Source organism: Mesorhizobium sp. M1312 (assembly GCF_040318115.1).
In the GTDB taxonomy this organism is placed as follows: Bacteria; Pseudomonadota; Alphaproteobacteria; order Rhizobiales; family Rhizobiaceae; genus Mesorhizobium.
In genome coordinates this window covers 26,179-49,691 of the sequence record NZ_JAMYLQ010000011.1, presented here as the reverse complement: position 1 = coordinate 49,691, position 23,513 = coordinate 26,179, and the positions used below count along the sequence as shown (strand labels likewise).

Sequence of the window (23,513 nt, the reverse complement as noted above, 5' to 3'; positions counted from 1 at the left end):
TGGGCGACATGCATTATGATTCGAGCCCTTCGCGCTTGCGCTGCGCGGCGACGAAAGCCGCGCCGAAGGACAACTTCCCTGTTGTCGCCGTCTTTGCATCCAGCACCCGCCAGAACGGCGCGATGTCGCTCAGCGTCATGCCGCGTTCCAGATCCTCGTTGGCGGCCTCGGCGACGGTGCGCAGATGATAGCCGATGGTGACCGGACATGTCACTTCGGCGCCGTGCTCGATGGCGAGCGCGGTGCGCAACGCGCGGACATCCATGGCCACGCCCTTTGGGATGGAGCGGATGAAATCATCGACCTGCCGTGCCGTCGGCACCAGCATCGGCTGGCCCTCGACGACGTCGCCAACAGTGCGCGGCGTCGGCTTGATGCCGTCGGTGCCCGGCGTATTCAGCCTGTCGCTCCAGCTCTTTACCATGCGCCACCTAGACGAAGAGCCCAAAGCTGTTGCCGTCCGGGTCCAGGCAATAGGCAAATGTGCCGGCCGGAATGGAGATCGCCGGCGAGACGACCTGACCGCCGTTCTGCCTCACCCGTTCCATTGCATCCTCGATCGGCGCGGCAACCGACAGATGGATAGTTGGCCCGGTTCCCGATGCTGCGGGTTTTCCGGGGTAGACATGCCCGGAAGCCGTTCGGTCCTGCGCGGCGAACATGGCCATCGGGTTCGGGCCGCTCTCCTCCAGAGTGAGATCGTTCTGAAGCACTGACCCATAGAAGGCGCGCGCCCGATCCATGTCGGTGACGGGGATCTCGAACCATGCCGAGGCTTTTGCAGGGGTGAAGGCCATGTCTGTCTCCTGATAGTATCGCACTATTGCATGCCGCTCCTGACACCATACTGTCAGGATGCTTCAGCATATTCCCCTTCAGCATACTCCTTGGCGAACAGCGTACGCATCTCAGCGAGGTCGCTGCTTCTCTGGGGATAGAGCGTCTTCAAATAGGCAAGAGCGAACGTGCCGGGAGCCGAACCCGGCGCGGACACGATGCGACCGTCGGCGACCGCATAGGGCACGTCCTGATAGTTCTGGGCGCCCGGGTAACCCGGTTCCTTTTCGTTGATCCAGTCACGACCATTGCTGGTGTGTTTGGCCTTGCCGAACAGGCCGGCACGCGCCAATGCCAGCGTACCGGCGCAGATGCCGCCGACCACGCCGCCACCCGCTGCGACCGCTGTCAGCAGTCCGGAGATATCAGGCGGGGCATCGACCCACTGGTCGGAGCCGATGACTGCGACAGCGTCGAGATCGGTATTTTCATCAACCTCGGTGGAGCGGTCGGGCGTCAGCATAAATCCGCCGGCCGAAGTCACCGGCTTGCCGTTTGGCGTCAGCGACACCGCGCGTGCGCCGAACCATTCGACTGCCGAAGCCGCCAGTAGGCCGTATTCCCAGTCGGCAAAGCGATCGATGAAAAGGACGCCGATGGTTTTCTGTTCGGACATTTCCTGCTCCGTCTTTTCGGCCCGCCGGACCTATTTATCTGGGCGCTGTGGCGTCCGCATCCAACTGCTGCCGCGAAAAAATCGCCTCAATGGCCGCGGCCGTGGCGGCCTTCGTAATTATCCGGCCAACCGATGTCCTTGCGGATGCTCTGCGGCAACCCGTTCATGAAACGCCGGGTGCGGATCTCGTTGCGCATCGTCCTGATCTTGCCGACATAGTGCTGCACGCTGCGCAGAATGGTAAAACCGTTCATAGCTGGTCTCCTCTCTTTCGATGGAGACACTATCGCACACCCCTCCTGACAGCAGTCTGTCAGGAGGCTTGATGGCCTTTGGTGATGCTGCCGGTTTGTCTTCCCGATCTCGCCGATACGAGGCACGCCGGCTTGTTCATCGCATGTCCCTGTCAGAATTGAGATCGTTCAGCTTGCAGCGACGGACTGTCGGAATTCGCATCCTTCTGCGATAGGGTCGGCGTTCTGATATTGAAGGAGAAAAAATTTTCCAGAAATCAGGGAGACGACCATGGACCTGCAACTGACGGGAATCCACCATCTAACCGCTATCACCGCGAATGCGCCGGGAAACCTTCGTTTCTACACCGGCACTTTGGGGCTGCGGCTGGTCAAGAAGACGGTCAATCAGGACGACACGTCAGCCTATCACCTGTTCTATGCCGACGCCGAGGCGACGCCTGGCACCGATCTTACCTTCTTCGATTGGCCGGTCGGACGCGAACGGCGCGGCACCAACAGCATCGTGCGAACCAGCCTGAGGGTCGCCAGCGCTAAAAGCCTTGCCTGGTGGAAGGATCGCCTGGCCGACGAGACCGTCGCGACGGGAGAGATCGGTGATGTTGGCGGCTGCCCGTCGCTGGATTTCGAAGACCCAGAAGGCCAGCGCCTGCGTCTCGTCAGCGACGGCGGCAACGGCGACAGTCATCCCTGGGCTCAAAGCCCGGTCCCAGTCGAGCACCAGATACGCGGGCTCGGTCCTATCGTCATCAGCGTCCCCGACATCACCACCACCGAAGCCGTGCTGATCAGGGTGATGAACATGCACAAGGCGCGGGATTATGCCTCGCCGGATGGTCAGGGCCAGGTTCATGTCTTCGAGATGGGAAAAGGCGGCCCGGCGGCGGAACTTCATGTCGCGGTGCAGCCGGGCCTTGCGCCGGCACGGCAAGGCGCCGGTGCGGTCCACCACGTCGCATTCAGGGCGCCGGACCAGGAGATTTTGCACCAATGGACGGCGCGGTTGGCCGAGTTTCGTCTGCCGTCGAGCGGCGAGGTTGAACGATATTACTTCCGTTCGCTCTATTTCCGTGAGCCGAACGGCATATTGTTCGAGATCGCCACCGACGGCCCCGGGTTCACGGCCGACGAGCCGCTGGAAACGTTGGGCGAAAGGCTGGCCTTGCCGCCGTTCCTCGAACCGAATCGGGCTGCGATCGAGGCCGGCCTCAAGCCGCTGGCATAGCGCTGTCGTGAGCGAGCGATAGGAGCACTTTGACAGCCGACCGCGATGCTTTAGTGCGCAGCGCGTCCTTTTGGACGCGCAAAGGGCGCTCTAGCACCTTTGAATCTAGGCATCGTGCTTTCCGAAAATCGATTTCGATTTTTCGGGCCGATGCGCTAGTCAAAAGCGGCATGTCGAAACTCCTCGCACTCGTTATCATTGCCATGATGGTCATCCAGCTGATCAAGCCGCTCGGCTGGCCAGGGCTGAAACGGCGCAGCGATTTTTGGAAGCTGGCGGTATTGGCGATGGCGGCAATTTCGATAACAGCGGCGCTGGGCCATTGGACCTAAAGCGCGTCGCGTTCGACCGACCTCACGCGACGCGCTTTAGGTTGTTGGTTTATGCATGTCGTTTTCGCAAAACCGCTGCACACTTTTGCGCGACATGCATTAGGGCTTGGCGGCCGCTACGCGGGGCGTGGTTCGTTGGCCAGTACCAGGTCGACCAGATGTTCCGCCCAGGCCCGGTAGCCGGCTTCCGAGGCATGAAATCCGTCGGAGGCAAAACCGGCTTCGGCATCGGTGATCGGCAGGCGCGGCGCCGGCACCGCGCCGCGTTCGAGGCAGAGGCGCTCGCCCATCCGGTTCATCTCGGCGGCGCGGATCTCCAGGATCTTTCCCAGCAGCGGCGGCATTGCCGGCGCACGGGTGAATTCCAGCACCGGCGACCACACCACGCGCGCCTCAGGCCATTTGGCGCGCAGCGCGTAGAGCAGGCCGCCAAAATCGCTCTTGAAGCGTGGCACCGAGTGAAAGTTCTTGGTGTCGTTGGTGCCGATGGCGAGCACGATATGCGTCCAAGGATCAGCCGACAGATTGGGCAGCACGTGGTCGCGGATCTGGCCTGAGGTCGCCGAGTTAAAGCCGGCTGCCCGCCAGCGCACCGCAAGGCCAGTGCGTTTCGAGATCAGCTCGGCCAGTTGCGCGGCCAGCCCGTACTCGGAATTGCCGATGCCGACCGAGGCGGCGGAAGAATCGCCAAGCATCAGAAGCGAGAGCGCTGGCGCCTGGCCTGATATCTCGTGCATGACCGGACCTTGCGCCGGCAGCATGCGGGTGGTGCGGCGGCGCACGCCGAGCCCCTGCCAGACATAAACCGGAAAGGCGAGCCAGGTGAGGAGGGCAAGAAAGCGCTGCATCGCAAGTCCATTAAAGGGCATAGCGAGCAGCACTTAGCGCATATCGGCCTAAGGGCGAAAGACCTTGCGTCGACTGCCCGTCGTCAATGGCAACAGGCGTCCTGCACCTCGGGCCTGTGTGCATATTCGTCGTGCAGCCGCACCCAATCCATCAGGCTGTGGTGGGGACCTGTCTCGTTGCGGCCCTTTGGCGTCAGGTCGAGATAGTGATAGGCACCGATCAGCGGATCACCGCCCTTCGATCGCGACATGAAGGTCAGGAAGATGTCGCCGTTCTCATCCCTGTAGAACACGCTGGTGCCGGGAAGGTCCTTCGATTTCAGCGCGCGCTGCTCGAAATTATAGGTCGTGTCGCCGGATGTGATCTGCTTGTCGGTGAAGGAAACCTGCATGTCGAAGTTGAAGTCCGAGGCGTAGGGCGACACCCAGTCGAATTTCCAGCCCATGCGTTGTTTGTAGGGCAGAAATTCGGCCAACGGCGTCCGCGAGATCACGATCAGCGACACATCGTGGTGCTTGAGGTGCTGGTTGGCGCCGTCGATGTGGTCGGCAAGGAAGGAACACCCTTCGCAACGGTAGTCGGCGCCCGGCCCGAACATGAAGTGGTAGACGATCAGCTGGCTTGCGCCGGCGAATAGGTCGGCCAGGTTCTTCGGCCCCTGTTCGGTCTCGAAGACATAGTCCTTCCGCATCTTCAACCAAGGCAATTCCCGCCGTTCGGCAGCGATGCGGTCGCGAAATCGCGTCAGTTCCTTTTCGCGCGCCAGATGCGCCTTGTGCGCCTGGAACCAGTCTTCCTGTGAAACGACCTTGTTGTTTGGCACCAGCCTGCTCCTCTTTGAGCCCTAAGGACGTTTGGGCTCAACGCGAGCCGACACGGCCGTCGCGTTTTTTAGAGCAGATGAAACCCGGGCAGATGGCCCAGGTTCGGATCAAAGAAACCGGTCAGGCGGCCTGTTCCAGTTCCGGCTGCCATTTTCCAAGCGCGGCCAGATGGTTCATATGGGCGCGGTGGGCGAAGGCGGCCTGGGCAGCGGCGACGTTGGCCGCCTTGCCGCTCCACGCCTTCTGTGGCGCCGCCTGCAAGGCGCGGCCATAGGAGAAAGTCAATTTCCATGGATGCGGGCCGATGGCGTTGATGGCGTTTAGGTTGGCGGTCGCCTCCTCGTCCGATTGCCCGCCGGAGAGAAAGGCGATGCCCCCAATCGCGGCCGGCACCGTTTCGCGGAACAGTTTTATGGTCTTTTCGGCGACTTCCTCGGGGCTGCTGGTCTTGCCCGACTTCTTGCCGGCGAGAACCATGTTCGGCTTCAGGATGGTGCCTTCGAGGACGACGCGGGCCGCGTAGAGCTCGGTGTAGAGTTTTGTCAGCGTTGCCTTGCTGATCTCGTAGCAGGTGCCGATGTCATGGGCGCCGTCCATCAGCACCTCCGGCTCGACGATCGGCACGATGCCGGCCTCCTGGCAAAGCGCCGCATAGCGGGCGAGCGCATGCGCATTCGAACCGATCGACGTGGCTGAAGGCACGCCCTTGGCGACATCGATGTCGATCACCGCACGCCATTTGGCGAAACGGGCGCCGAGCTTGTAATAGTCTGCGAGCCGCTCGCGCAGGCCGTCGAGGCCTTCGGTGATCGTGTCGCCGGGGAAACCGGCGAGAGGCTTGGCGCCGGCATCGACCTTAATGCCTGGAATGGCGCCGGTCGCCTTGATAATGTCGACCAGCGGCGTGCCGTCGGCGGCCTTCTGGCGGATGGTCTCGTCGTAGAGGATGACGCCGGAGATGTATCTGGTCATCGCCTCCTTGGCGCGGAACATCATCTCGCGATAGTCGCGGCGGCTGTCGGCGGTCGATTCGACGCCGATCACGTCGAAGCGCTTCTTGATGGTGCCGGAGCTTTCGTCGGCGGCCAATAGACCCTTGCCGTCGGCCACCATCGCGGCGGCAATGTCCTCGAGACGTTCGCTCATTGTGCATCCTCCTGAACCGGTTGTTCCAACAGTGTGAAATATCCGGGGTAGCAGACCACTAGAGCAAGGCATGTTCAAGTCGAACCATTCCAAGCGGAAAACTCGAATCGATTGAAACGCGCAAACGCTGTCGTTCGCCTCAGAGACTGTTTCGAAATTCGCTCTGGCGAGTCATATGGTGGTGGTTTCGAGAACCGGAGCGCAGCGGACATTTGGTCCGTGAGCACCGGAAGCGCAGAAAACGCCATCAGATAGGCGCCAGAGTAGAGTTTCCAAACAGGCTCTCAGCGCTTCAGCACATCGACACCGGGGAGCGGCTTGCCCTCCATCCATTCCAGGAAGGCGCCGCCAGCGGTCGAGACATAGGTGAAGTCGTCGGCGACGCCGGCATGGTTGAGTGCTGCCACCGTGTCGCCGCCGCCGGCGACCGAGATCAATTTGCCGGCCTTGGTGCGGGCCGCGGCGTGCTTGGCTGCCGCCACCGTCGCCCGGTCGAACGGTTCGATCTCGAAGGCGCCGAGCGGACCGTTCCAGACCAGCGTCGCGGCGCGGTCGATCCAGTCGGCAACGGTCTTCACGGTCTTTTCGCCGACATCGAGGATCATGGTGTCGGCCGGCACCTCTGATACGGCGACGGTTTCGCTGGCGGCGCCGGCCTTGAATTCCCTGGCGACGACACCGTCGACCGGCAGGATGACGGCGCAGCCGGCTTCGGCCGCCTCGATCATGATCTGCTTAGCGGTGTTGGCGAGGTCGTGCTCGCACAGCGACTTTCCGACATCGGTGCCGCGCGCGGCCAGGAATGTGTTGGCCATGCCGCCGCCGATGACCAGCGCGTCGACCTTCTTCACCAAATTCATCAGGAGGTCGATCTTGCTCGAGACCTTGGCGCCGCCGACGATGGCGACCACAGGGCGCGCGGGATTGCCGAGGCCCTTTTCCAGCGCGTCGAGCTCGGCCTGCATGGTACGGCCGGCAAAGGCCGGCAGCAGGTTCGCAAGCCCCTCCGTCGACGAATGGGCGCGGTGGGCGGCGGAAAAGGCGTCGTTGACAAAGATGTCGCCATTGGCGGTGAGCTTTTCGGTGAAGGCCGCGTCGTTCTTCTCCTCGCCCTTGTAGAAGCGGGTGTTTTCGAGCAGCAGCACGTCGCCGTTGTTCATGGCGGCGACGGCGCTCGCCGCTGCGTCGCCGATGCAATCCGGCGCGAAGCCGACAGGGCGGCCAAGCACCTTCGCGGCCGCCTTGGCGATCGGCTCAAGCGAGAATTCGGGCGAGGGTCCATCCTTGGGCCGGCCAAAATGGGCAAGCAGGATGACCTTGGCGCCCTTGCCGGAAAGCTCGGCGATGGTCGGCGCGATGCGCTCGATGCGGGTGGCGTCGGTGACCTTGCCGTCGGCGACGGGAACGTTGAGGTCGACGCGCACCAGCACACGCTTGCCGTCGATGTTGCCAATGTCGTCCAGTGTCTTGAAGCCGGCCATGCTGTTCCCTTTCGCAAAAAACGCCGGGACCTTAACCCGCACCAACGACGATGCAAGACCTGCAATGGTGCTACGCAGAAAATATGACCACGGCCTGTGTCGGGGCAGTCAGCCCCCGTCGGTTGCCTTTTCCACCACCGGCTGTGGAGCGGGTTCAGCGTCCGCCGGCGTCTCGGCGCTCTGCTTTTTGATCCGCTTGCGCCAATTGCGCACAAAGGCAACGATGCGGTCGGCGATCTCGCCGGCACTCAGGAACACCGGCACCCGTGCCACGGGCGCGGTCGGCTCAAGGGAAAGACCGAGGCCAGTGATCTTCCCTTTGTCGTCGACGTCGCGGACGATCAGCTCGATCGGACCAATCAGCACGCGGTCGGCATATTCGGCATGGCCGCCGAGCCGCTCCGTCACTAGGTCGCCGACGGTCAGCTTGCGTTCCTCCTCGGTCAGGCCCGGCGCGTAAGCGGCTTCCAGTTCCGCGGCGGAGCGCGCCGGATCGACGGCGAAGGCGCCGAAGAAATCCGCATCCTCGGGATCGACCACGGCGCGGCTGGCGAACAGCTTGTCGAGCAGGGCTGGATAGCGATCCGGCACGAAGATGTAGACGTGGTCGCCGGCGGCGAGCCTGCCCATGTCCTGGAAGCGCATCGACCGGCCGTCGCGCAGCACCAGCGACGGCCTCGCCCAGCGCGGAATGCGCTCACCGCGCGCCACCGGGCTGCCAGGTGCTACGCGGTAGGCGAGAAGCTCGTGATGGGCGGAGCCAGGCAATTCGAGTTCGACCTTGTCCAACGGCCCCAGGCGGGCCGGCACGATCAGGCCGAGGCGGCGCGCCAGCGGTCCGACAGTCCATCCCTGGATGACCAGCGACACCAGTACGATGATGAAGGCGGTGTTGAAGATGAGGCGGCCATTCTCAAGACCGCCAAGCAGCGGCGTGATGGCGAGCAGGATCGACACGGCGCCACGCAGGCCCACCCATGAGACGAAGGCGACTTCCGGACGCGGCAGACGGAACGGTATCAGGCAAAGCCAGACGGCGATCGGCCGCGCGACGAATATCAGGAACAGGCCCAGCAGCACCGCCGGCAGCAGGATCGCCGGAAATTGCGAGGGCGTCGCGAACAGGCCGAGGATCAGGAACATGATGATCTGTGCCAGCCACGACATGCCGTCCTGAAAGCGCTTGAGGATGGTGACGGCGCGGATGTCGGAATTGCCGGCAATGAGGCCGGCAAGATAGACCGCCAGAAAGCCGGAGCCGCCAATTGCGCCGGCAGCGGCGAACACCATCAGCGACAGCGTCAGCACGAAGATCGGCAGCAGCCCATGATCGAGATTGAGCCGGTCGACAAGTCGCACGATGGCGAGGCCGCCGAAAATGCCGACAATGGCGCCAAGCCCCATGTTGAGAAGGAAGCCGAGGACGAGGTCGGTGACCAGCACCCTGGCCTCGGGATCGGCGTTGGCGGCGATGATCTCGACCAGGCTGATGGTTAGGAAGATGGCGATCGGGTCATTGGTGCCGGATTCCACCTCGAGGGTCGAACGAACGCGTTCGCGCAAATTGATCTCGCCGGCGCGCAACAGGAAGAACACCGCTGCCGCGTCGGTTGACGCGACAGCGGCCCCGAGCAGGAAGGATTCCAGCCAGCTAAGATCGAGCAGATAGTGGGCGACGACGCCGAACAGGCCAGTGGTCAAAAGGACGCCGATGGTCGCCAGCGACAGTGCCGGTCCGGCCGCCTGCCGCAAAGCGTTGAGCGGCGTGCCGAAACCGGAATCGAACAGGATGACCGCCAGCGCCAGTGAGCCGGCAAAATAAGCCAGCCGCGCATTGTCGAACTGGATGCCGAGGCCGTCGGTTCCCGTCGCCAGGCCAATGCAGAGAAACAGCAGCAAGAGAGGGGCGCCGAAGCGGAAGGCGATCAGGCTCGAAAACGCGGCGGCGACGACCAGTGCGGCGCCGACCAGCGTCACGAGGTAGATCGCATGCTCCATCCGCCAATTGCCCCTCGAATTCGTGTTCCTATCGCTTTACGGGAGAGTGAGGCGAAGACATGACCGGTGCAAGGCGTGAGGGTGGTTTTTTGCCCTATGCCGCTGATTTTTGAGTGTTTTGGCGCTCAAGGCGCGGGCTTGCCAAACAAACCGTTAGAGCGTCGTTTGCGCATCCAAAAGGGCGCTGGGTGCTCTCATAAAAACGCCCGGACAGAGCCGGGCGTTTTCCAAGTCGCGAGAAGATGGTTCTGCGATCAGGCGATGGTCTTGCCGAACGCGACGGCGGTGTCGGCCATGCGGTTGGAAAAACCCCATTCATTATCGTACCAGGACAGCACCGAAACGAAGTTGCCGTCCATGACCTTGGTCTGGTCGAGCGCCATGATCGAGGAATGCGGATCGTGGTTGAAGTCGATCGACACGTTCGGGTGATGGGTAACGGCGAGAATGCCCTTCAGCTTGCCGTTGGAGGCGGTGATCACCGCTTCGTTGATTTCCTGTACGGTGGTCGGCCGCTTGGCGATGAACTTGAAATCGACGACCGAGACGTTCGGCGTCGGCACGCGGATGGAGATGCCGTCGAGCTTGCCCTTGAGGTCGGGCAGCACCAGGCCGATCGCCTTGGCCGCGCCGGTCGAGGTCGGGATCTGCGACAGGGCCGCGGCGCGGGCGCGGTAAAGATCCTTATGCATGGTGTCCAATGTCGGCTGGTCACCGGTGTAGGAGTGGATCGTCGTCATCATGCCCTTTTCGATGCCGACGGTCTCATGCAGCACGGCCGCCAGCGGTGCCAGGCAGTTGGTGGTGCAGGAGGCGTTCGAGATGACGATGTGGTCCTTGGTCAGCTTGTCATGGTTGATGCCATAGACGACGGTGAGATCGGCGCCCTCCGCCGGCGCCGAGACGAGGACGCGCTTGGCGCCGGCGGTCAAATGCGCGGCTGCCTTGTCGCGGGCGGTGAAGATGCCGGTGCATTCGAGCGCGATGTCGATGCCAAGGTCCTTCCACGGCAACTGCGTCGGGTCCTTGATCGCGGTGACTTTGAATTTTTCGGTGCCGACGGTGATCTGGTCACCGTCAACCGTCACTTCATGCGGGAAGCGGCCATGCACGCTGTCGAAGCGCAGCAGATGCGCGTTGGTCTCGACCGGGCCGAGGTCGTTGACGGCGACGACGTCGATGTCCTTGCGGCCGGATTCGTGGATGGCGCGCAGGATGTTGCGGCCGATACGGCCGAATCCGTTGATGGCAACTCTGACGGTCATTTTTCTCTCCCTGGGAGTTGGAGGCCGAAGATCAAGTCCGCAGCTTCATAACGGCGGGCAGCCAAAGAATCCAGCCGTCGCTGGGTTGGATTTAAGTCCACTAGGTCGAGGCTGCCGGCAAAACCGCTATGCCGTTTTGCCGGATACCAGCATCCTTACTCGCCGTGCAAGCGGGCTTCTGCTGCCCTCACCGTCGCTTCGGCGGTGATGCCGAAATGCGGATAGAGCTGTTCGATCGTGCCAGAGGCGCCGAAGCCGGTCATGCCGATGAAGATGCCGTCGGTGCCGATGAAATGATCCCAGCCCTGGCGGATGCCGGCTTCGATGGCGATCTTGATCGGCGCGTTGCCGATTGTCTTGATGCGATAGTCGGCGCTCTGCTTGTCGAACAATTCGAAGCAGGGGACAGAGACGACGCGGGTCGGATGGCCGTGCTTCTCCAGCGCCTCGCGCGCCGCCAGCGCGATCTCGACCTCGGAGCCTGAAGCGAAGATCGTCACCGCCGCATCGCCGCTGGCGGCAGCCAGCTCATAGGCGCCCTGGCGGCTGAGGTTTTCCGCAACGAAGTCGTTGCGCACCGTCGGCAGGTTCTGCCGGGTCAGCGCCAGCGTCGAAGGCGTCTTTTCGTGCTCGATGGCCAACTGCCAGCATTCGGCTGTCTCGACCGCGTCGGCCGGGCGGAAGACATTGTGGTTCGGAATGGCGCGCAATGCGGCCAGATGCTCCACCGGCTGATGGGTCGGGCCGTCTTCGCCGAGAGCGATGGAATCATGGGTCATGACGAAGATCGAGCGGATGCCCATCAGCGAGGCAAGCCGCATCGACGGACGGGCGTAGTCGGAAAAGCACATGAACGTGCCGCCATAGGCGATGATGCCGCCATGCAGCGTCAGTCCGTTGAGCGCGGCAGCCATGCCGTGCTCGCGGACGCCGTAGTGAACGTAGCGCTGGCCGTAGTCGTCGGCAGTGATGTTCTTGGTCTGGCTGGTCTTGGTGTTGTTGGAGCCAGTCAGGTCGGCCGAGCCGCCGATGGTTTCCGGCACCGCGCCGTTGATGATCTCGAGCGCCATTTCCGACGATTTGCGGGTGGCCACCTTCGGCTTGTCCGTGCTGAGCTTCTTCTTGTAGTCGGTGATGACGGCGTCGAAATTTGCTGGCAGCGTGCCACTGATGCGGCGCTCGAATTCGCTGCGCAATTGGGCGTCGGCCTCGGCAAGGCGGCCTTCCCAGTCGGTGCGTGCCTTGACACCCGTCTTGCCGGCGTCGCGCCAGGCATCGAGAATATCGGCAGGAACTTCGAAGGGCGGATAGTCCCAGCCGAAGAACTTCCTGGCGCCGGCGATTTCCTCTGCGCCGAGCGGCGAGCCGTGCGCCTTGTTGGTGCCGGCCTTGGTTGGCGCGCCGAAGCCGATCGTCGTCTTGCAGGCGATCATCGTCGGTTTGTCTGAATGGCGGGCCGCCTCGATAGCATAGGCGATCGCTTCCGGGTCCTGGCCGTCGATGTGGCTGGCGTTCCAGCCGGACGCCTGGAAGCGAGCGACCTGATCGGTGTTGTCGGCCAGCGACACCGGGCCGTCGATCGAGATGTTGTTGTTGTCCCAGAAGACGATCAGCTTGTTCAGCTTGAGATGCCCGGCAAGTGCGATGGCCTCCTGGGAAACTCCCTCCATCAGGCAGCCGTCACCGGCCAGTACATAGGTGTAATGGTCGACGAGGTCGTTGCCGAAGGCGGCATTCATGATGCGCTCGCCGAGTGCGAAGCCAACCGAATTGGCAAGCCCCTGGCCGAGCGGGCCGGTCGTCGTCTCGATGCCGGCGGCATGGCCATATTCGGGATGACCCGCCGTCCGCGATCCCAACTGACGGAAATGCTTGATCTGGTCGAGGGTGATGTCCTCATAGCCGGTCAGATAGAGCAGCGAATAGAGCAGCATCGAACCGTGGCCGGCCGACAGGATGAAGCGGTCGCGATCGGGCCAGTGCGGGTTCTTCGGATCGTATTTCAGGAAACGCGTGAACAGCACCGTGGCAATGTCGGCGCAGCCCATGGGCAGGCCGGGGTGGCCGGACTGGGCCTTCTCGACGGCGTCCATGGAAAGAAAACGGATCGCATTGGCCATCCGGTCATGTTGTTCACGCGAGGTCATGCTTCCTCCAGTGTGGGGGCTTGGGCCTTTGGGAGAGCCCTGGAAAAGGGTGCGCGACACATAGCAGGCGCGGCTTTTTAGTCAATAAACCGGCGTGCTTTTGCCGATCCTGTTAGTCAATAAACCGGCGCTTTTGCCGGTCTTGTGATTGCGCCAGAAGGGTCCTGGAGGCCCTAAATTAGCGTTAGCAGGGGACAGTCGCGAGAGCTTTATTGACGTTGGCTTCACACGGCGCGTAATGTTTCACACATAACGCGTTCTGAACGTGGATGATTCGGTGATGGGCAGGGCGCAGGACGAAAGCCATGACCGGGGAAACGACACTCAAGGAAGTCATCGCCAGGCTGGGTAAGGCCATCGAGGGGCTGGAAAATGCCGTCGCAGCCAAGCTCGATCACGAGCGCGACTATACGGAAGCCGAGGCGGAGGTGCAGCGTATGAACGCCGACCGTTCACGGCTGGCGCAGGAACTTGACAATTCCGAAGCGCGCGCCGAACGGCTGGAAGACGCCAACAAGGAAGTGTCGCGTCGGCTGGTGACCGCCATGGAAACCATCCGCGCCGTGTTGGACAGATAGGGGCTGGCCCAATGGCACAAGTCACGGTTTCCATCGACGGCAAGCAGTATCGCATGGCTTGCGACGAGGGCCAGGAAGAGCATCTGATCGACCTGGCCGAGCGCTTCGACCGCTATGTCTCGCATCTGAAGGATTCTTTCGGCGAGATCGGCGACCAGCGGCTGACCGTGATGGCCGGCATCATGGTCATGGACGAGCTTTCGGAACTGCAAAAACGCGTCAAGGGCATGGAAAGCGAAGTGCTGACGCTGCGCAAGACGCGTGATGACGCGCTGACCAAGGCCGATAAGAACGATTCCGTGCTGACCAATGCGCTTGGCGCGCTAGCCCAGCGCATGGAAGATCTGGCCACGACGCTGGCGGTGAACAAGGCCTGAGCCAGCGCAGCGGAAATCCTGCTGCATTGCCGAGAAGCAATGAAAATTTTTCGCCGGCGGCCTCAATGCCGGTGGCAACAGGCGTTTGAAGGATGACACCGGAGTGGTAGAAAGGCAGAGCAGCGCCGGCGGGTGCCGGCTGCAATCTGCAAATCTGCAATCACAGGGTAGGGACACGTCATGAGCCTTCGTATCAACGATATCGCGCCGGATTTCACAGCTGAAACCACGCAAGGGACGATCAGCTTCCACGAATGGATCGGTGACGGCTGGGCGGTGCTTTTCAGCCATCCGAAGAATTTCACGCCGGTCTGCACGACCGAGCTCGGCACGATGGCCGGGCTGGAAGGCGAGTTCAAGAAGCGCAACGTCAAGATCATCGGCATTTCCGTCGATCCGGTCGCGAACCACGCCAAATGGCAGGACGACATCAAGACGGCGACCGGCCATTCGGTGAACTATCCGCTGATCGGCGACAAGGATCTCAAGGTTGCCAAGCTTTACGAGATGCTGCCGGCCGGTGCCGGCGAAACCTCGGAAGGGCGCACGCCCGCCGACAATGCCACGGTGCGTTCGGTCTATGTCATCGGCCCCGACAAGAAGATCAAGCTGGTCCTCACCTATCCGATGACGACCGGCCGCAACTTCGACGAGATCCTGCGCGCGATCGATTCCATGCAGCTGACTGCCAAGCATCAGGTGGCGACGCCGGCGAACTGGAAGCAGGGCGAGGATGTAATCATCACCGCCGCCGTCTCCAACGAGGACGCGGTCAAGCGTTTCGGCGCCTACGAGACGATCCTGCCTTATCTCAGGAAGACCAAGCAGCCCTCCGCCTGAACACACAGAGGCGGCACGGAGAAATTTTGGTTTTCTCGCCTGCGTGAGCATGCGGTGCTTGACGGCGTGGCGCTGGCGAACGACCATGCTCTTCTTTTGCCCCGGCAGGGAAAACCATTCCTGCCGGGTGGGAGTTGAGGGAGCCGGGATTGGACGCGACATCGGCCAAGCTGCAGGTGGCAGGCTTTTACGACAAGCCGAGCGGGTCCATCCAGTATGTCGTAGCCGACCCGCAGACGCGACGATGTGCAATCATCGATCCGGTCCTAGATTTCGACGAGAAGTCCGGCGCCACTGCGACGAAGAATGCCGACGCCCTGCTCGACTTCATCAGAGATCAACGGCTGGTCGTCGAATGGATTCTCGACACCCATCCGCATGCCGACCATTTCTCGGCGGCGCACTACCTCAGCGCGAAGACCGGAGCGCCCACGGCGATTGGCGAGAAGATCATCGATATCCAGAAATTGTGGAAGGCGATCTACAACTGGCCGGATTTTCCTGCCGACGGATCCCAGTGGAACAGGCTGTTTGCCGATGGTGAGACCTTTTCGGTCGGCGGCATTCCGGCAAAGGTGCTTTTTTCACCCGGCCACACCCTGGCCTCGATCACCTATGTGATCGGCGACGCCGCTTTCATCCACGATACGCTGTTCATGCCGGACAGCGGCACGGCGAGAGCGGATTTTCCCGGCGGCAGTGCCGCGCGACTCTGGCGCTCGATCCAGGATATCCTCGCGCTGCCGGACGAGACACGCCTGTTCGTCGGTCATGACTACCAGGCGGAGGGGCGCGAACCCTTGTGGGAGAGCACGGTCGCGGAGCAGAAATCCAAAAACACCCATGTTGCCGCCTGCAAGACGGAGGCCGATTTCGTGGCGTTGCGCGAGGCGCGCGACAGGACCCTGCCGATGCCGAGGCTGATCCTGCACGCGCTGCAGGTCAACATGAATGGCGGGCGCTTGCCGGAACCGGAATCCAACGGCCGCCGGTATTTGAAATTTCCGTTGGATTGCTTGTGATGAGATGGCGCCAGCTAGTCTAGCTTCAGGCTTTTGTTCGGCGGGCTAAATGTTCATACGTGATTTGCCAAGGGTCGCTCTCGGAAGATCTTTCCTCGCCGATCCAATGGAAGCTGTCGGCAGTGATCTCAGTGAAACGCCATCGAGTTTTCAGACCGCGCGAGTCATTGCCGAGCTGGACAATGTCCTTATCCTCGGCCCGCCCGATCTGGCGTGAGTGATCGCGGTTGAGCGGGTCGTTCCATATGATGTGCCAGCCATCGATTCCAGGATCGAAGATGCGCAAAGTCGTGCCATACATCGTGGACGGCGCAGGGCGCTTGGGCCTGATCCAAACGTCCTGAATCGCGCGGCCTTCGAGCACCCAGCCAAAATGGCATTCTCCATTCCATTTCTGGATCGTGCCGTCGTCGAGATAGTGGACCGTGTCCATTTCCCAGCTTCCAATTAGCCATCCATACAGGTCCATGTCTTTCGCTCGGTCGGCTGGGGGAGCTTCGGATCCGAGAGCAGTGAGAAACGGAGAAATCGTCATCGTCATATTGCCTTTGGTTTCCAAATAGACGAGCTCAATTGCCCAGCGCAGTCCCGGCGGCCCATTGTCGCGCCCGCCTGCCGCAAGCGCCGCCTTATGGAATTTCGAGACGACAGCCTGTGTCGGCGCCGGAACATTGCCGCCACAACTTGCAGCGTTGCGGTCTCCGGGGCTTGGGGAAAATTGCTATAATGCCACTATGAGCCGGCCAGGCTGTTCACATCGATGATTGAGCGATTTTTGGCGACGGATTGGGCGTTCGCGAAGGCGCGGCGGAACCGGCAACCCCAGCTAGAATATGGCACTAAGGGACAGTTCTCCACAGCAGTCGGCGGACCCATAAAAAGGCGGCGCCAGTTGCCTGACGCCGCCGTTATTTGTTTCCGTCGGAGACTTTACGCCGCCGGCTGCGCCTCGATGGTGCGCAGGGCCTGCATCTGGCGCTTTGCTGCGGCCTTGACCGCGTCCTGCACCTTCTCGAAGGCGCGCACCTCGATCTGGCGCACGCGCTCGCGGCTGATGTCGAACTCGGCCGACAGCTCTTCCAGCGTCAGCGGCTCCTCGGCAAGGCGGCGCGCCTCGAAGATGCGCCGCTCGCGCTCGTTGAGCACGGCAAGAGCGCCAGACAGCATGCCGCGCCGGTTTTCCAGCTCGTCCTGCTCGATCAGCGCCTCTTCCTGGCTTTCGTGGTCGTCGACCAGCCAGTCCTGCCATTCACCCGATTCACCTTCGCTCGCCCGGATCGGTGCGTTGAGCGAGGCGTCGCCCGACAGGCGGCGGTTCATCGACACCACCTCCGCTTCGGACACGTTGAGGCGGGTGGCGATCTCGGTGATCTGGTCGGGCTTCAAGTCGCCGTCGTCGAGCGCCTGGATCTTGCCCTTCACCTTGCGCAGGTTGAAGAACAGGCGCTTCTGGTTGGCGGTCGTGCCCATCTTGACCAGGCTCCACGAGCGCAGGATGTATTCCTGGATCGAGGCCTTGATCCACCACATAGCGTAGGTGGCAAGCCGGAAGCCGCGCTCCGGTTCGAATTTCTTGACGGCCTGCATCAGGCCGACATTGCCTTCCGAGATCACTTCGCCGATCGGCAGGCCGTAGCCGCGATAGCCCATGGCGATCTTGGCGACGAGCCGAAGGTGGCTGGTGACGAGCTTGTGCGCAGCCGTGGTGTCCTCATGCTCAGCGTAACGCTTGGCGAGCATGTACTCTTCCTGCGGCTGAAGCATCGGAAAGCGACGGATTTCTTCCAGGTAGCGGCTGAGGCCGCCTTCGCCGGAAACGATACTGGGTAATGACTGGGCCATGATAGCGCCCCCTCTCTCTTGGAGTGGTGCCCCCGAAACGCGGCGGGCATATGTCGCGAACGCCAAAAGGCTCGTTCGCGACGACGGATGTATATAGGAACAAAACCAGAAAGGACAGCTTTGGTTCAACACGAAACAGTGTGTCACGCCAAAGTGAACAACGCCGGTCAGGTTTTCACGATCAGGTTTTGAATGATGGATGGCGGTTCAGAGTTTGCGAAAACCGTCGACGAGTGCCTCCATATCCCTCGGTACCGGCGCCTCGAACCTCATCGTCAGATGGGTGGTCGGATGCCGAAATTCAAGGAGGCGGGCATGCAATGCCTGTCGCGGAAATGCCTTCACCCGGCCTTTCAGCGGCTCGGGCAGCCGGTTCGCCTTGGTGCGAAAGGCCTGGCCATAATCGGGATCGCCGACGACCGGATGGCCGATATGAGCCATGTGGACGCGAATCTGATGGGTGCGGCCGGTCTCGAGCCGGCATTCGACCAGGCTTGCCGTGGCAAATTCCTTTTGCTGCTCGCCAAAGCGCTCGATCACGGTGAAATGGGTGACGGCGTGGCGGGCATCGTCGCGGCCCTCGGGCACCACGGCACGGCGCACGCGGTCGGCGGCGCGGCCAAGCGGCTCGTCGACCGTGCCTGTCGGTCGCATCGGTATGCCCCAGACCAAAGCCAGATAGGCGCGTTTGAGATCGCCGGTCAGGCCATGGTCGGCAAAGGCCTCCGACAATGACTTGTGGGCGCGGTCGGTCTTGGCGACGACCATGACGCCGCTGGTCTCCTTGTCCAGGCGGTGGACGATGCCCGGCCGCCGCACACCGCCGATGCCGGAAAGACTGTCGCCGCAATGGTGGATCAGCGCGTTGACCAGCGTGCCGGTCCAGTTGCCGGCGCCGGGATGGACGACCAGCCCCGACGGCTTGTTGATGACGATCAATTCATTGTCTTCATAGAGGACGTCGAGCGGGATGTTCTCGCCTTGCGGCTCCGCCGGCTCCGGCTCCGGCATGTCGACCGACACGCGGTCACCGGCCGCCATCTTGCGCTTCGTCTCGTTGACCGGCTGGCCGCCGACCTTGACGGCGCCCTGCCTGATCAGCATCTGCACCCGGCTGCGCGACATGTCCGGACCGAGCTTGCCCGCGAGCCATTGATCGAGGCGCTGGCCGGCCGCATCGGGACCCGCTTCCAGCACGGTCGATCCCCCGCTTGGCGATCCAACGTCTGGCGATCCGCCCTCCATCAATCCGTCCTCTATCAATATGGGGGCCTCTTCGTTATGAGCGCTCATCGAAAATCATTCCGGAATGTTTTGCCATGGCTGTTGCCGACGAAGACGAGGAAAAGCCGCTCGACCCCGAAGTCGAAAAGGTGCGCAAGAAGCTCGTCCGCTTCGTCGCCATCAATCTCGGCCTGCTGTTCCTCGCCCTTATGGTGGTGATTGCAGCCCTTGTCTACAAAACGCGCACCGCGCCGCCAGCCAGCCCGCCGCTGGCAGGCGACATCCAGGTGCCATCAGGCGAACCGCTGACCGGCGACATCGTGCTGCCGGTCGGTGCCAGGGTTGTCAGCCAGTCGCTCTCCGGCAACCGCATCTCCATCGATGCGGAGCTTGCCGACGGCAGCCGCGCGATCTTTGTCTATGACATCACTGAGCGGCGGATCATCGGCCGCTTTTCGATCCGGAACAAATGACTGGTTTCGCCGAAAATCGTCGCGTCGCCACGGTCGCGCTTGTCGTCGCCAATTATGACGAGGCGATCTCCTGGTATGTCGACAGGCTGGGCTTTTGGCTCATTGAGGACGCCGATGTGGGCGGCGGCAAGCGCTGGGTCACGGTGGCGCCGGCCAATGGACAAGGCGCGCGGCTGCTGCTGGCCGAGGCGGCCGATGATGCGCAAAGGGATAGCATCGGCAACCAGACCGGCGGCCGCGTCTTTTTGTTTCTCGAAACCGACGATTTTGTTCGCGACCACGCGGCGATGCTCACAAAGGGCGTCGAATTCCGTGAGGCACCTCGCCACGAGGCCTACGGCACTGTGGCGGTTTTCGCCGATCTCCACGGAAATCTCTGGGACTTGATCGAGCCAAAACGGTAAGCTCGCAACGGGTATTTTCACGGCACCATCGACCTTCCGAAGCCCAGTTGCTTTTTTCCAGCCGTCAGCCTATATCGCCGGTTCTTGAACGCGCCCATCGTCTAGCGGTCAGGACACCGCCCTCTCACGGCGGGAACAGGGGTTCGATTCCCCTTGGGCGTACCAAGAATCTCAAAACATTTGCGTCACGGGTATCGCCGTCGGTCACGGCCGGAGTCGCCACTTCTGGCGCGGCGCCGGCAATTGAATTAGCATCGCGTCATGAATTGGGGCTAAGGGTCCAGGACGGTGCGCAGAACGCCGCCGGGACGAAGCTGTCGCGCAGCGAGTAGATCGACGCTCGCCTCGGGGACGAGAAGATCGCAGGGAGAGGGCCAATGCAGAAACTGCAGTCGCAGGGCGTCCATCACATCACGCTGGTCGGTGCTGGGCGTCAGACCTCTATCGATTTCTGGGAGGGCGTGCTTGGCATGCCTTTCATCTTCGAGCAGCCCAACCTCGACAAGGCCAGCGAAAGCCACCTCTATTTCGATCCGGGCGACGGCCGGCTGATCACCATCTTCACCGACGAGAGCCGCACGCCGGAGAAACGGCGCACGCCGACCGATCCGGGCTGCGTCCATCATATCGCCTTTGCGGTGTCGCGCGTTATCTTTCTGCAGGCGGTCGCCCGGCTCGACGAGCGCGCCATCAAGCATAGCGGCGTCAAGGATCGCGGTTTTATGGATTCGATCTATTTCGAGGATCCGCTCGGCCTGCTGATCGAACTCGCCTCCTACCGTTTCGAGCCGCCGGCGGGCTTCACCCACGCCGAGGTTCTGATGCAGGCGCACAAAATCCGCGTTGGGCGCGGCGACTACGCAATAGCCGAGATGCATCTTGCCGATGCAATCCAGGCGCTTGTCGAGCGCTCCCGCGCGACTTTGTCGGACGACCGGACTCCGAAAAATCCATACTGACGACAGCAACCCCGAGGGAGGACCATAATGGCAAAGACGACAACGAAGAGTGCGAAGAAGCCGGCCGCCGAGGCCGCTGCGAAACCAGCTGCCAAGGCCGCAACAAAGCCTGCAGCCAAAGCGTCGAAAGCTTCCGCCAAGCCGGCAGCGAAAGCCGCCGTGAAGCCCGCAGCCAAAGCATCCGCGAAGTCCGCGCGGAAGGCCGTAGCGAAATCAGCGAAGAGGCCCGGACTGACGCTCAGCATGCTAAAGCCGAGCGTCAACAACATGAGCGTTCGGGTGTTTGCCCGCGCGGCCGGGCTTGACCATGCCGAGACCGACGTATGGGGCCACACGCGCTCGTCTGAATACATGGCGCGAAACCCGGCCCATCTGACGCCGATGATCGAGGACGAGGGCTTGCCGAGAGGCGTCCTGTGGGAAAGCTGCGCCATCATGCAGTATCTCGCCAACAAGCATGGGCTGGAGAAATTATATCCCAAGGCGCCGGCTAAGCGGGCAATGATCGACAGCGCCATGTTCTACCTGATCGGCACGCTCTACCCCTATGTGGCGCGCGCCACCTATCCTGCGCTGAACTTCCCGCAGTATGCCGGCGAGGTCGGTCACAGCGACGCCCACCCCGACAGGAAGTCGGAAGCCCAGAAGGCTGCGGCGGCCGCAATTGCCGAGCCGCTGGAGGTCTTTCACAGCTTCTTCAGGAACGGCAAACCGTTCATCGGCGGCAACAACCCGTCGATTGCCGACATCCGCCTGGCGGCGACGCTCGAATTCCTGGCCGTCATCGACTACGCGCTGCCCGAATGGGCAAAAGACTACATGGCGGCGATCGAGAAGAAGCTCGGCAAAGCCTATGCCGAGCCGGCCGCCGACGTGCGCGGCTACATCACCTATGTGAAGTCGCAGGCCGGGGCGTGAGGCTTTCGCTCTAACGGTTGCTTGCCCAGGCCGACCTAAACCGAGGCCGAAGGCCCGCCGCCTTTTCAGGGACCGAATATCACAAGCTCGGTGAACGTCAGATCTCCGAGCGAGGGTGGTCTGGGACCCTTGAAGTACTTCAGTCCACTGTTGGGGCGATACCACCCGAACAGACCTGCAATCGGCTCCTTGGCGTCGACGACGCAGAGCAGGATGCCGCTTCGCAAGAGAAAGCGCCCGATGGCACCGGCGCACCGGCTCAAATCCGCGAGAGAGCGGCAATAGACGATCTGATAGGATGGGACAAGACCGCGCAATATTCGGCGCGGCATCAACACGAAAGGAAACGCTGCTCCGTCGCAAATGCCAATCAATGACAGGCAGCCCAGCGCGGCGTGTTCCGAGAGTATGTATCTCTCACTGTCCGGCAGCGTCGCCATTTCCGCAAGATCGGGACGGGCTTCAAGCACGCGACATGACCGCTGCGCCGAACTAAAAGCCGGCAAGAAGGCAAACTGTCCGGTGGAGAAGGGGCGAAAGCCGAGCGCCCAGTTGGCTTTTAACGTCGCGGGCGCCGGCGAAATATTCGTGTAGGTCACGTCCCTTCGCCTGAGAATCGTCGTAACCAATTTGGCGCCATAGGGACGGAATTCTGCGTCGACGGACCAGCTTGAAAGGTTGCAGCGGACTTCTTCGCCTTCCCGCCCCCGATAAAGGGTATACAGGGTCAGTACAACGCCGACGATCCGATCAGCCTTCTCCAAAGCCAGGCCGTATTGTGGGAAGTCGGCGACGGCAGGCCGCTGCGACAAACGGGTCAGCGCCTGTATCCAGTAACTCCGGTCACGCTCCGGAAAGCCCCGGCACAGGCAGTCGACCACTCCTTCCCAATCAGCTTCGCGAATTGGTCGACAGACAACGTCGGGAGGGAGGGCGCCGAGTACGGCCATAAATCGACTTCCAGAATACGATAGTTACTTAGATATATCTCACCCGCCAACATGTTGGTGCACAACGATTAATAGTCCGTGCTGCTTTTTAAGACGACTTTCCGTACTCATCACGAAAACGCAGATCAGATTGGCTATGCGCGTCGACGAGCAGCTCCCCTCCGTTAAGGATTCGTTAACCAAATCCCTATCTACTGATCGGCAATTCACCTCCAACTCGTGACCACGGATGTACTGGCGCGGTCGAGGTGGAAGGAAAGGTCGGCCATGTGCCGGCCTTTTTGTTCCAAGGGCTATTGTTCCCAGGAAACCGCGGCCTGACTTTGGCTTGTCATCGGGCATCACGCCCTGAAGTACATCAAGCCTCTGCGCCACATCCGGTTCACCAGATGTCAGTGTTGCCCGCGTCTCGCATTGACATGGCGTGCCAATTCCGGAGTCTCGAAGACGTAGTCGCTCCAGGCTGATTCCGGAATCTGGCCGACCAGATAGCATTCCAGCAAAAGACTTTGCTCAGGGCTGAGAGGTCTCGGCGCACGCTCATGGTCCAGTCTCAACGAGTGAAACAGATTCCTGGGCGAGTGAAACAGATTTTGGGGCGAGTGAAACAGATTTCTGGTCAGGTCCGAGACACTGAAGTGAATCGACATGTGCGGTTTCCTTTGACCATCCAGCGCATCACCCCAAAGATCGGGATTGATCTCTGCTCCGCTGTCCTTCGGTTCGAAAGGACCATGCGCCAATCAAAACGCTGCAGTGTGCTTTGAGCGTCCAAAGGGACGCGCGGCGCTGCAATAGGCGTTTAACGTCGACAGCCGGATAAGGTTTCAATGTGGCTGGCGGTAACGCCGGACTGATCGTGGCCGGTAAGGGTGGTCGGGCCAGCGTTTTTCCCCGAGAACTGACCCTCGTTGCGCTTAAATTAGGCGACGAAATTGAAGCGCCTGACCGA

The 23,513-nt window shown here is 61.7% G+C and carries 26 protein-coding genes, 1 tRNA gene and 1 pseudogene; 12 read left to right on the top strand and 16 right to left on the bottom strand.

Annotation, left to right across the window (positions count from 1 at the left end):
• Positions 1 to 13: 13 nt before the first annotated feature.
• From NKH36_RS15020 to NKH36_RS15005, 4 genes are all read right to left on the bottom strand, one after another.
• Entirely contained in the window at positions 14 to 424 is a 411-nt protein-coding gene (locus NKH36_RS15020) for a hypothetical protein (protein ID WP_352962668.1), read from the bottom strand.
• A gap of 7 nt (positions 425 to 431) precedes the next feature.
• Positions 432 to 797, bottom strand: a complete 366-nt coding sequence (locus NKH36_RS15015; protein ID WP_352962671.1) for a VOC family protein — start codon at positions 795 to 797, stop codon at positions 432 to 434.
• Positions 798 to 850: 53 nt separating this feature from the next.
• On the bottom strand, positions 851 to 1,453 hold the full coding sequence (locus tag NKH36_RS15010) for a DJ-1/PfpI family protein (RefSeq protein WP_352962674.1): 603 nt from the start codon (positions 1,451 to 1,453) through the stop codon (positions 851 to 853).
• A gap of 86 nt (positions 1,454 to 1,539) precedes the next feature.
• Positions 1,540 to 1,707, bottom strand: coding sequence for a hypothetical protein (locus tag NKH36_RS15005; protein ID WP_082982284.1), 168 nt, complete (start codon positions 1,705 to 1,707; stop codon positions 1,540 to 1,542).
• A 271-nt stretch (positions 1,708 to 1,978) separates the two neighbouring features.
• Between NKH36_RS15005 and NKH36_RS15000 the strand changes: the two genes are divergently transcribed.
• Together NKH36_RS15000 and NKH36_RS14995 are read left to right on the top strand one after the other, a co-directional pair.
• The gene (locus NKH36_RS15000; RefSeq protein ID WP_352962677.1) at positions 1,979 to 2,932 is read left to right on the top strand and encodes a ring-cleaving dioxygenase; all 954 of its coding nucleotides are present in this window, start codon (positions 1,979 to 1,981) and stop codon (positions 2,930 to 2,932) included.
• A 29-nt stretch (positions 2,933 to 2,961) separates the two neighbouring features.
• Positions 2,962 to 3,264, top strand: coding sequence for a hypothetical protein (locus NKH36_RS14995; protein ID WP_352962821.1), 303 nt, complete (start codon positions 2,962 to 2,964; stop codon positions 3,262 to 3,264).
• 116 nt (positions 3,265 to 3,380) lie between these two features.
• Here NKH36_RS14995 and NKH36_RS14990 read toward each other — a convergent pair whose 3' ends face one another.
• The 7 genes from NKH36_RS14990 to tkt form a co-directional block, all read right to left on the bottom strand.
• On the bottom strand, positions 3,381 to 4,112 hold the full coding sequence (locus tag NKH36_RS14990; protein WP_352962680.1) for an SGNH/GDSL hydrolase family protein: 732 nt from the start codon (positions 4,110 to 4,112) through the stop codon (positions 3,381 to 3,383).
• Positions 4,113 to 4,195: 83 nt separating this feature from the next.
• Positions 4,196 to 4,936, bottom strand: a complete 741-nt coding sequence (locus NKH36_RS14985) for a DUF899 domain-containing protein (RefSeq protein ID WP_352962683.1) — start codon at positions 4,934 to 4,936, stop codon at positions 4,196 to 4,198.
• 121 nt (positions 4,937 to 5,057) lie between these two features.
• A complete protein-coding gene (locus tag NKH36_RS14980; RefSeq protein WP_352962918.1) occupies positions 5,058 to 6,083 on the bottom strand; it encodes a class I fructose-bisphosphate aldolase in 1,026 nt (341 codons plus the stop codon).
• 284 nt (positions 6,084 to 6,367) lie between these two features.
• Positions 6,368 to 7,564, bottom strand: a complete 1,197-nt coding sequence (locus NKH36_RS14975) for a phosphoglycerate kinase (protein WP_352962689.1) — start codon at positions 7,562 to 7,564, stop codon at positions 6,368 to 6,370.
• 108 nt (positions 7,565 to 7,672) lie between these two features.
• Positions 7,673 to 9,562 carry a potassium/proton antiporter gene (locus NKH36_RS14970; RefSeq protein ID WP_352962692.1) on the bottom strand — a complete coding sequence of 630 codons (1,890 nt, stop codon included), beginning with the start codon at positions 9,560 to 9,562 and terminating at the stop codon, positions 7,673 to 7,675.
• Between the two features lie 254 nt (positions 9,563 to 9,816).
• Positions 9,817 to 10,827, bottom strand: coding sequence for a type I glyceraldehyde-3-phosphate dehydrogenase (gene gap, locus NKH36_RS14965; protein WP_352962695.1), 1,011 nt, complete (start codon positions 10,825 to 10,827; stop codon positions 9,817 to 9,819).
• A 155-nt stretch (positions 10,828 to 10,982) separates the two neighbouring features.
• Positions 10,983 to 12,974, bottom strand: a complete 1,992-nt coding sequence (gene tkt, locus NKH36_RS14960) for a transketolase (RefSeq protein ID WP_352962698.1) — start codon at positions 12,972 to 12,974, stop codon at positions 10,983 to 10,985.
• A gap of 305 nt (positions 12,975 to 13,279) precedes the next feature.
• Between tkt and NKH36_RS14955 the strand changes: the two genes are divergently transcribed.
• The 4 genes from NKH36_RS14955 (at position 13,280) to NKH36_RS14940 (ending at position 15,791) form a co-directional block, all read left to right on the top strand.
• The gene (locus NKH36_RS14955; protein WP_352962701.1) at positions 13,280 to 13,552 is read left to right on the top strand and encodes a DUF4164 domain-containing protein; all 273 of its coding nucleotides are present in this window, start codon (positions 13,280 to 13,282) and stop codon (positions 13,550 to 13,552) included.
• Positions 13,553 to 13,563: 11 nt separating this feature from the next.
• The gene (locus NKH36_RS14950; RefSeq protein ID WP_095487243.1) at positions 13,564 to 13,929 is read left to right on the top strand and encodes a cell division protein ZapA; all 366 of its coding nucleotides are present in this window, start codon (positions 13,564 to 13,566) and stop codon (positions 13,927 to 13,929) included.
• A gap of 180 nt (positions 13,930 to 14,109) precedes the next feature.
• Positions 14,110 to 14,769 (top strand): peroxiredoxin, encoded by a 660-nt coding sequence (locus NKH36_RS14945; protein WP_352962704.1) that lies wholly within the window; start codon positions 14,110 to 14,112, stop codon positions 14,767 to 14,769.
• Positions 14,770 to 14,918: 149 nt separating this feature from the next.
• Positions 14,919 to 15,791: an MBL fold metallo-hydrolase gene (locus NKH36_RS14940; protein ID WP_352962707.1), complete on the top strand. Its 873-nt coding sequence runs from the start codon at positions 14,919 to 14,921 to the stop codon at positions 15,789 to 15,791.
• A gap of 25 nt (positions 15,792 to 15,816) precedes the next feature.
• Here NKH36_RS14940 and NKH36_RS14935 read toward each other — a convergent pair whose 3' ends face one another.
• A complete protein-coding gene (locus NKH36_RS14935) occupies positions 15,817 to 16,224 on the bottom strand; it encodes a hypothetical protein (protein WP_352962912.1) in 408 nt (135 codons plus the stop codon).
• Positions 16,225 to 16,536: 312 nt separating this feature from the next.
• Between NKH36_RS14935 and NKH36_RS34835 the strand changes: the two are divergent.
• A pseudogene (locus NKH36_RS34835) lies at positions 16,537 to 16,593 on the top strand (hypothetical protein); the annotation flags it as partial.
• Positions 16,594 to 16,721: 128 nt separating this feature from the next.
• Here the strand turns inward: NKH36_RS34835 and rpoH are convergent.
• A complete protein-coding gene (rpoH, locus tag NKH36_RS14930; protein WP_029348727.1) occupies positions 16,722 to 17,633 on the bottom strand; it encodes an RNA polymerase sigma factor RpoH in 912 nt (303 codons plus the stop codon).
• A gap of 207 nt (positions 17,634 to 17,840) precedes the next feature.
• Entirely contained in the window at positions 17,841 to 18,926 is a 1,086-nt protein-coding gene (locus NKH36_RS14925; RefSeq protein ID WP_352962713.1) for an RluA family pseudouridine synthase, read from the bottom strand.
• 26 nt (positions 18,927 to 18,952) lie between these two features.
• Here NKH36_RS14925 and NKH36_RS14920 point away from each other — a divergent pair, with 26 nt between their 5' ends.
• From NKH36_RS14920 to NKH36_RS14900, 5 genes are all read left to right on the top strand, one after another.
• Complete coding sequence (locus NKH36_RS14920; protein WP_352962716.1) at positions 18,953 to 19,330, top strand: fimbrial protein; 378 nt, start codon at positions 18,953 to 18,955, stop codon at positions 19,328 to 19,330.
• Positions 19,327 to 19,734 (top strand): VOC family protein, encoded by a 408-nt coding sequence (locus NKH36_RS14915; protein ID WP_352962719.1) that lies wholly within the window; start codon positions 19,327 to 19,329, stop codon positions 19,732 to 19,734. The genes NKH36_RS14920 and NKH36_RS14915 overlap by 4 nt, the downstream gene beginning before the upstream one ends.
• A gap of 90 nt (positions 19,735 to 19,824) precedes the next feature.
• Positions 19,825 to 19,899 (top strand) — tRNA-Glu (locus NKH36_RS14910).
• A gap of 212 nt (positions 19,900 to 20,111) precedes the next feature.
• Positions 20,112 to 20,693 carry a VOC family protein gene (locus NKH36_RS14905; RefSeq protein ID WP_352962722.1) on the top strand — a complete coding sequence of 194 codons (582 nt, stop codon included), beginning with the start codon at positions 20,112 to 20,114 and terminating at the stop codon, positions 20,691 to 20,693.
• A 27-nt stretch (positions 20,694 to 20,720) separates the two neighbouring features.
• Positions 20,721 to 21,611 (top strand): glutathione S-transferase family protein, encoded by an 891-nt coding sequence (locus NKH36_RS14900; protein ID WP_352962725.1) that lies wholly within the window; start codon positions 20,721 to 20,723, stop codon positions 21,609 to 21,611.
• 65 nt (positions 21,612 to 21,676) lie between these two features.
• On the opposite strand, the gene NKH36_RS14895 is transcribed toward NKH36_RS14900, so the two are convergent.
• Complete coding sequence (locus NKH36_RS14895; protein ID WP_352962728.1) at positions 21,677 to 22,561, bottom strand: hypothetical protein; 885 nt, start codon at positions 22,559 to 22,561, stop codon at positions 21,677 to 21,679.
• Between the two features lie 392 nt (positions 22,562 to 22,953).
• Entirely contained in the window at positions 22,954 to 23,211 is a 258-nt protein-coding gene (locus tag NKH36_RS14890) for a hypothetical protein (protein WP_352962731.1), read from the bottom strand.
• Positions 23,212 to 23,513 lie beyond the last annotated feature (302 nt).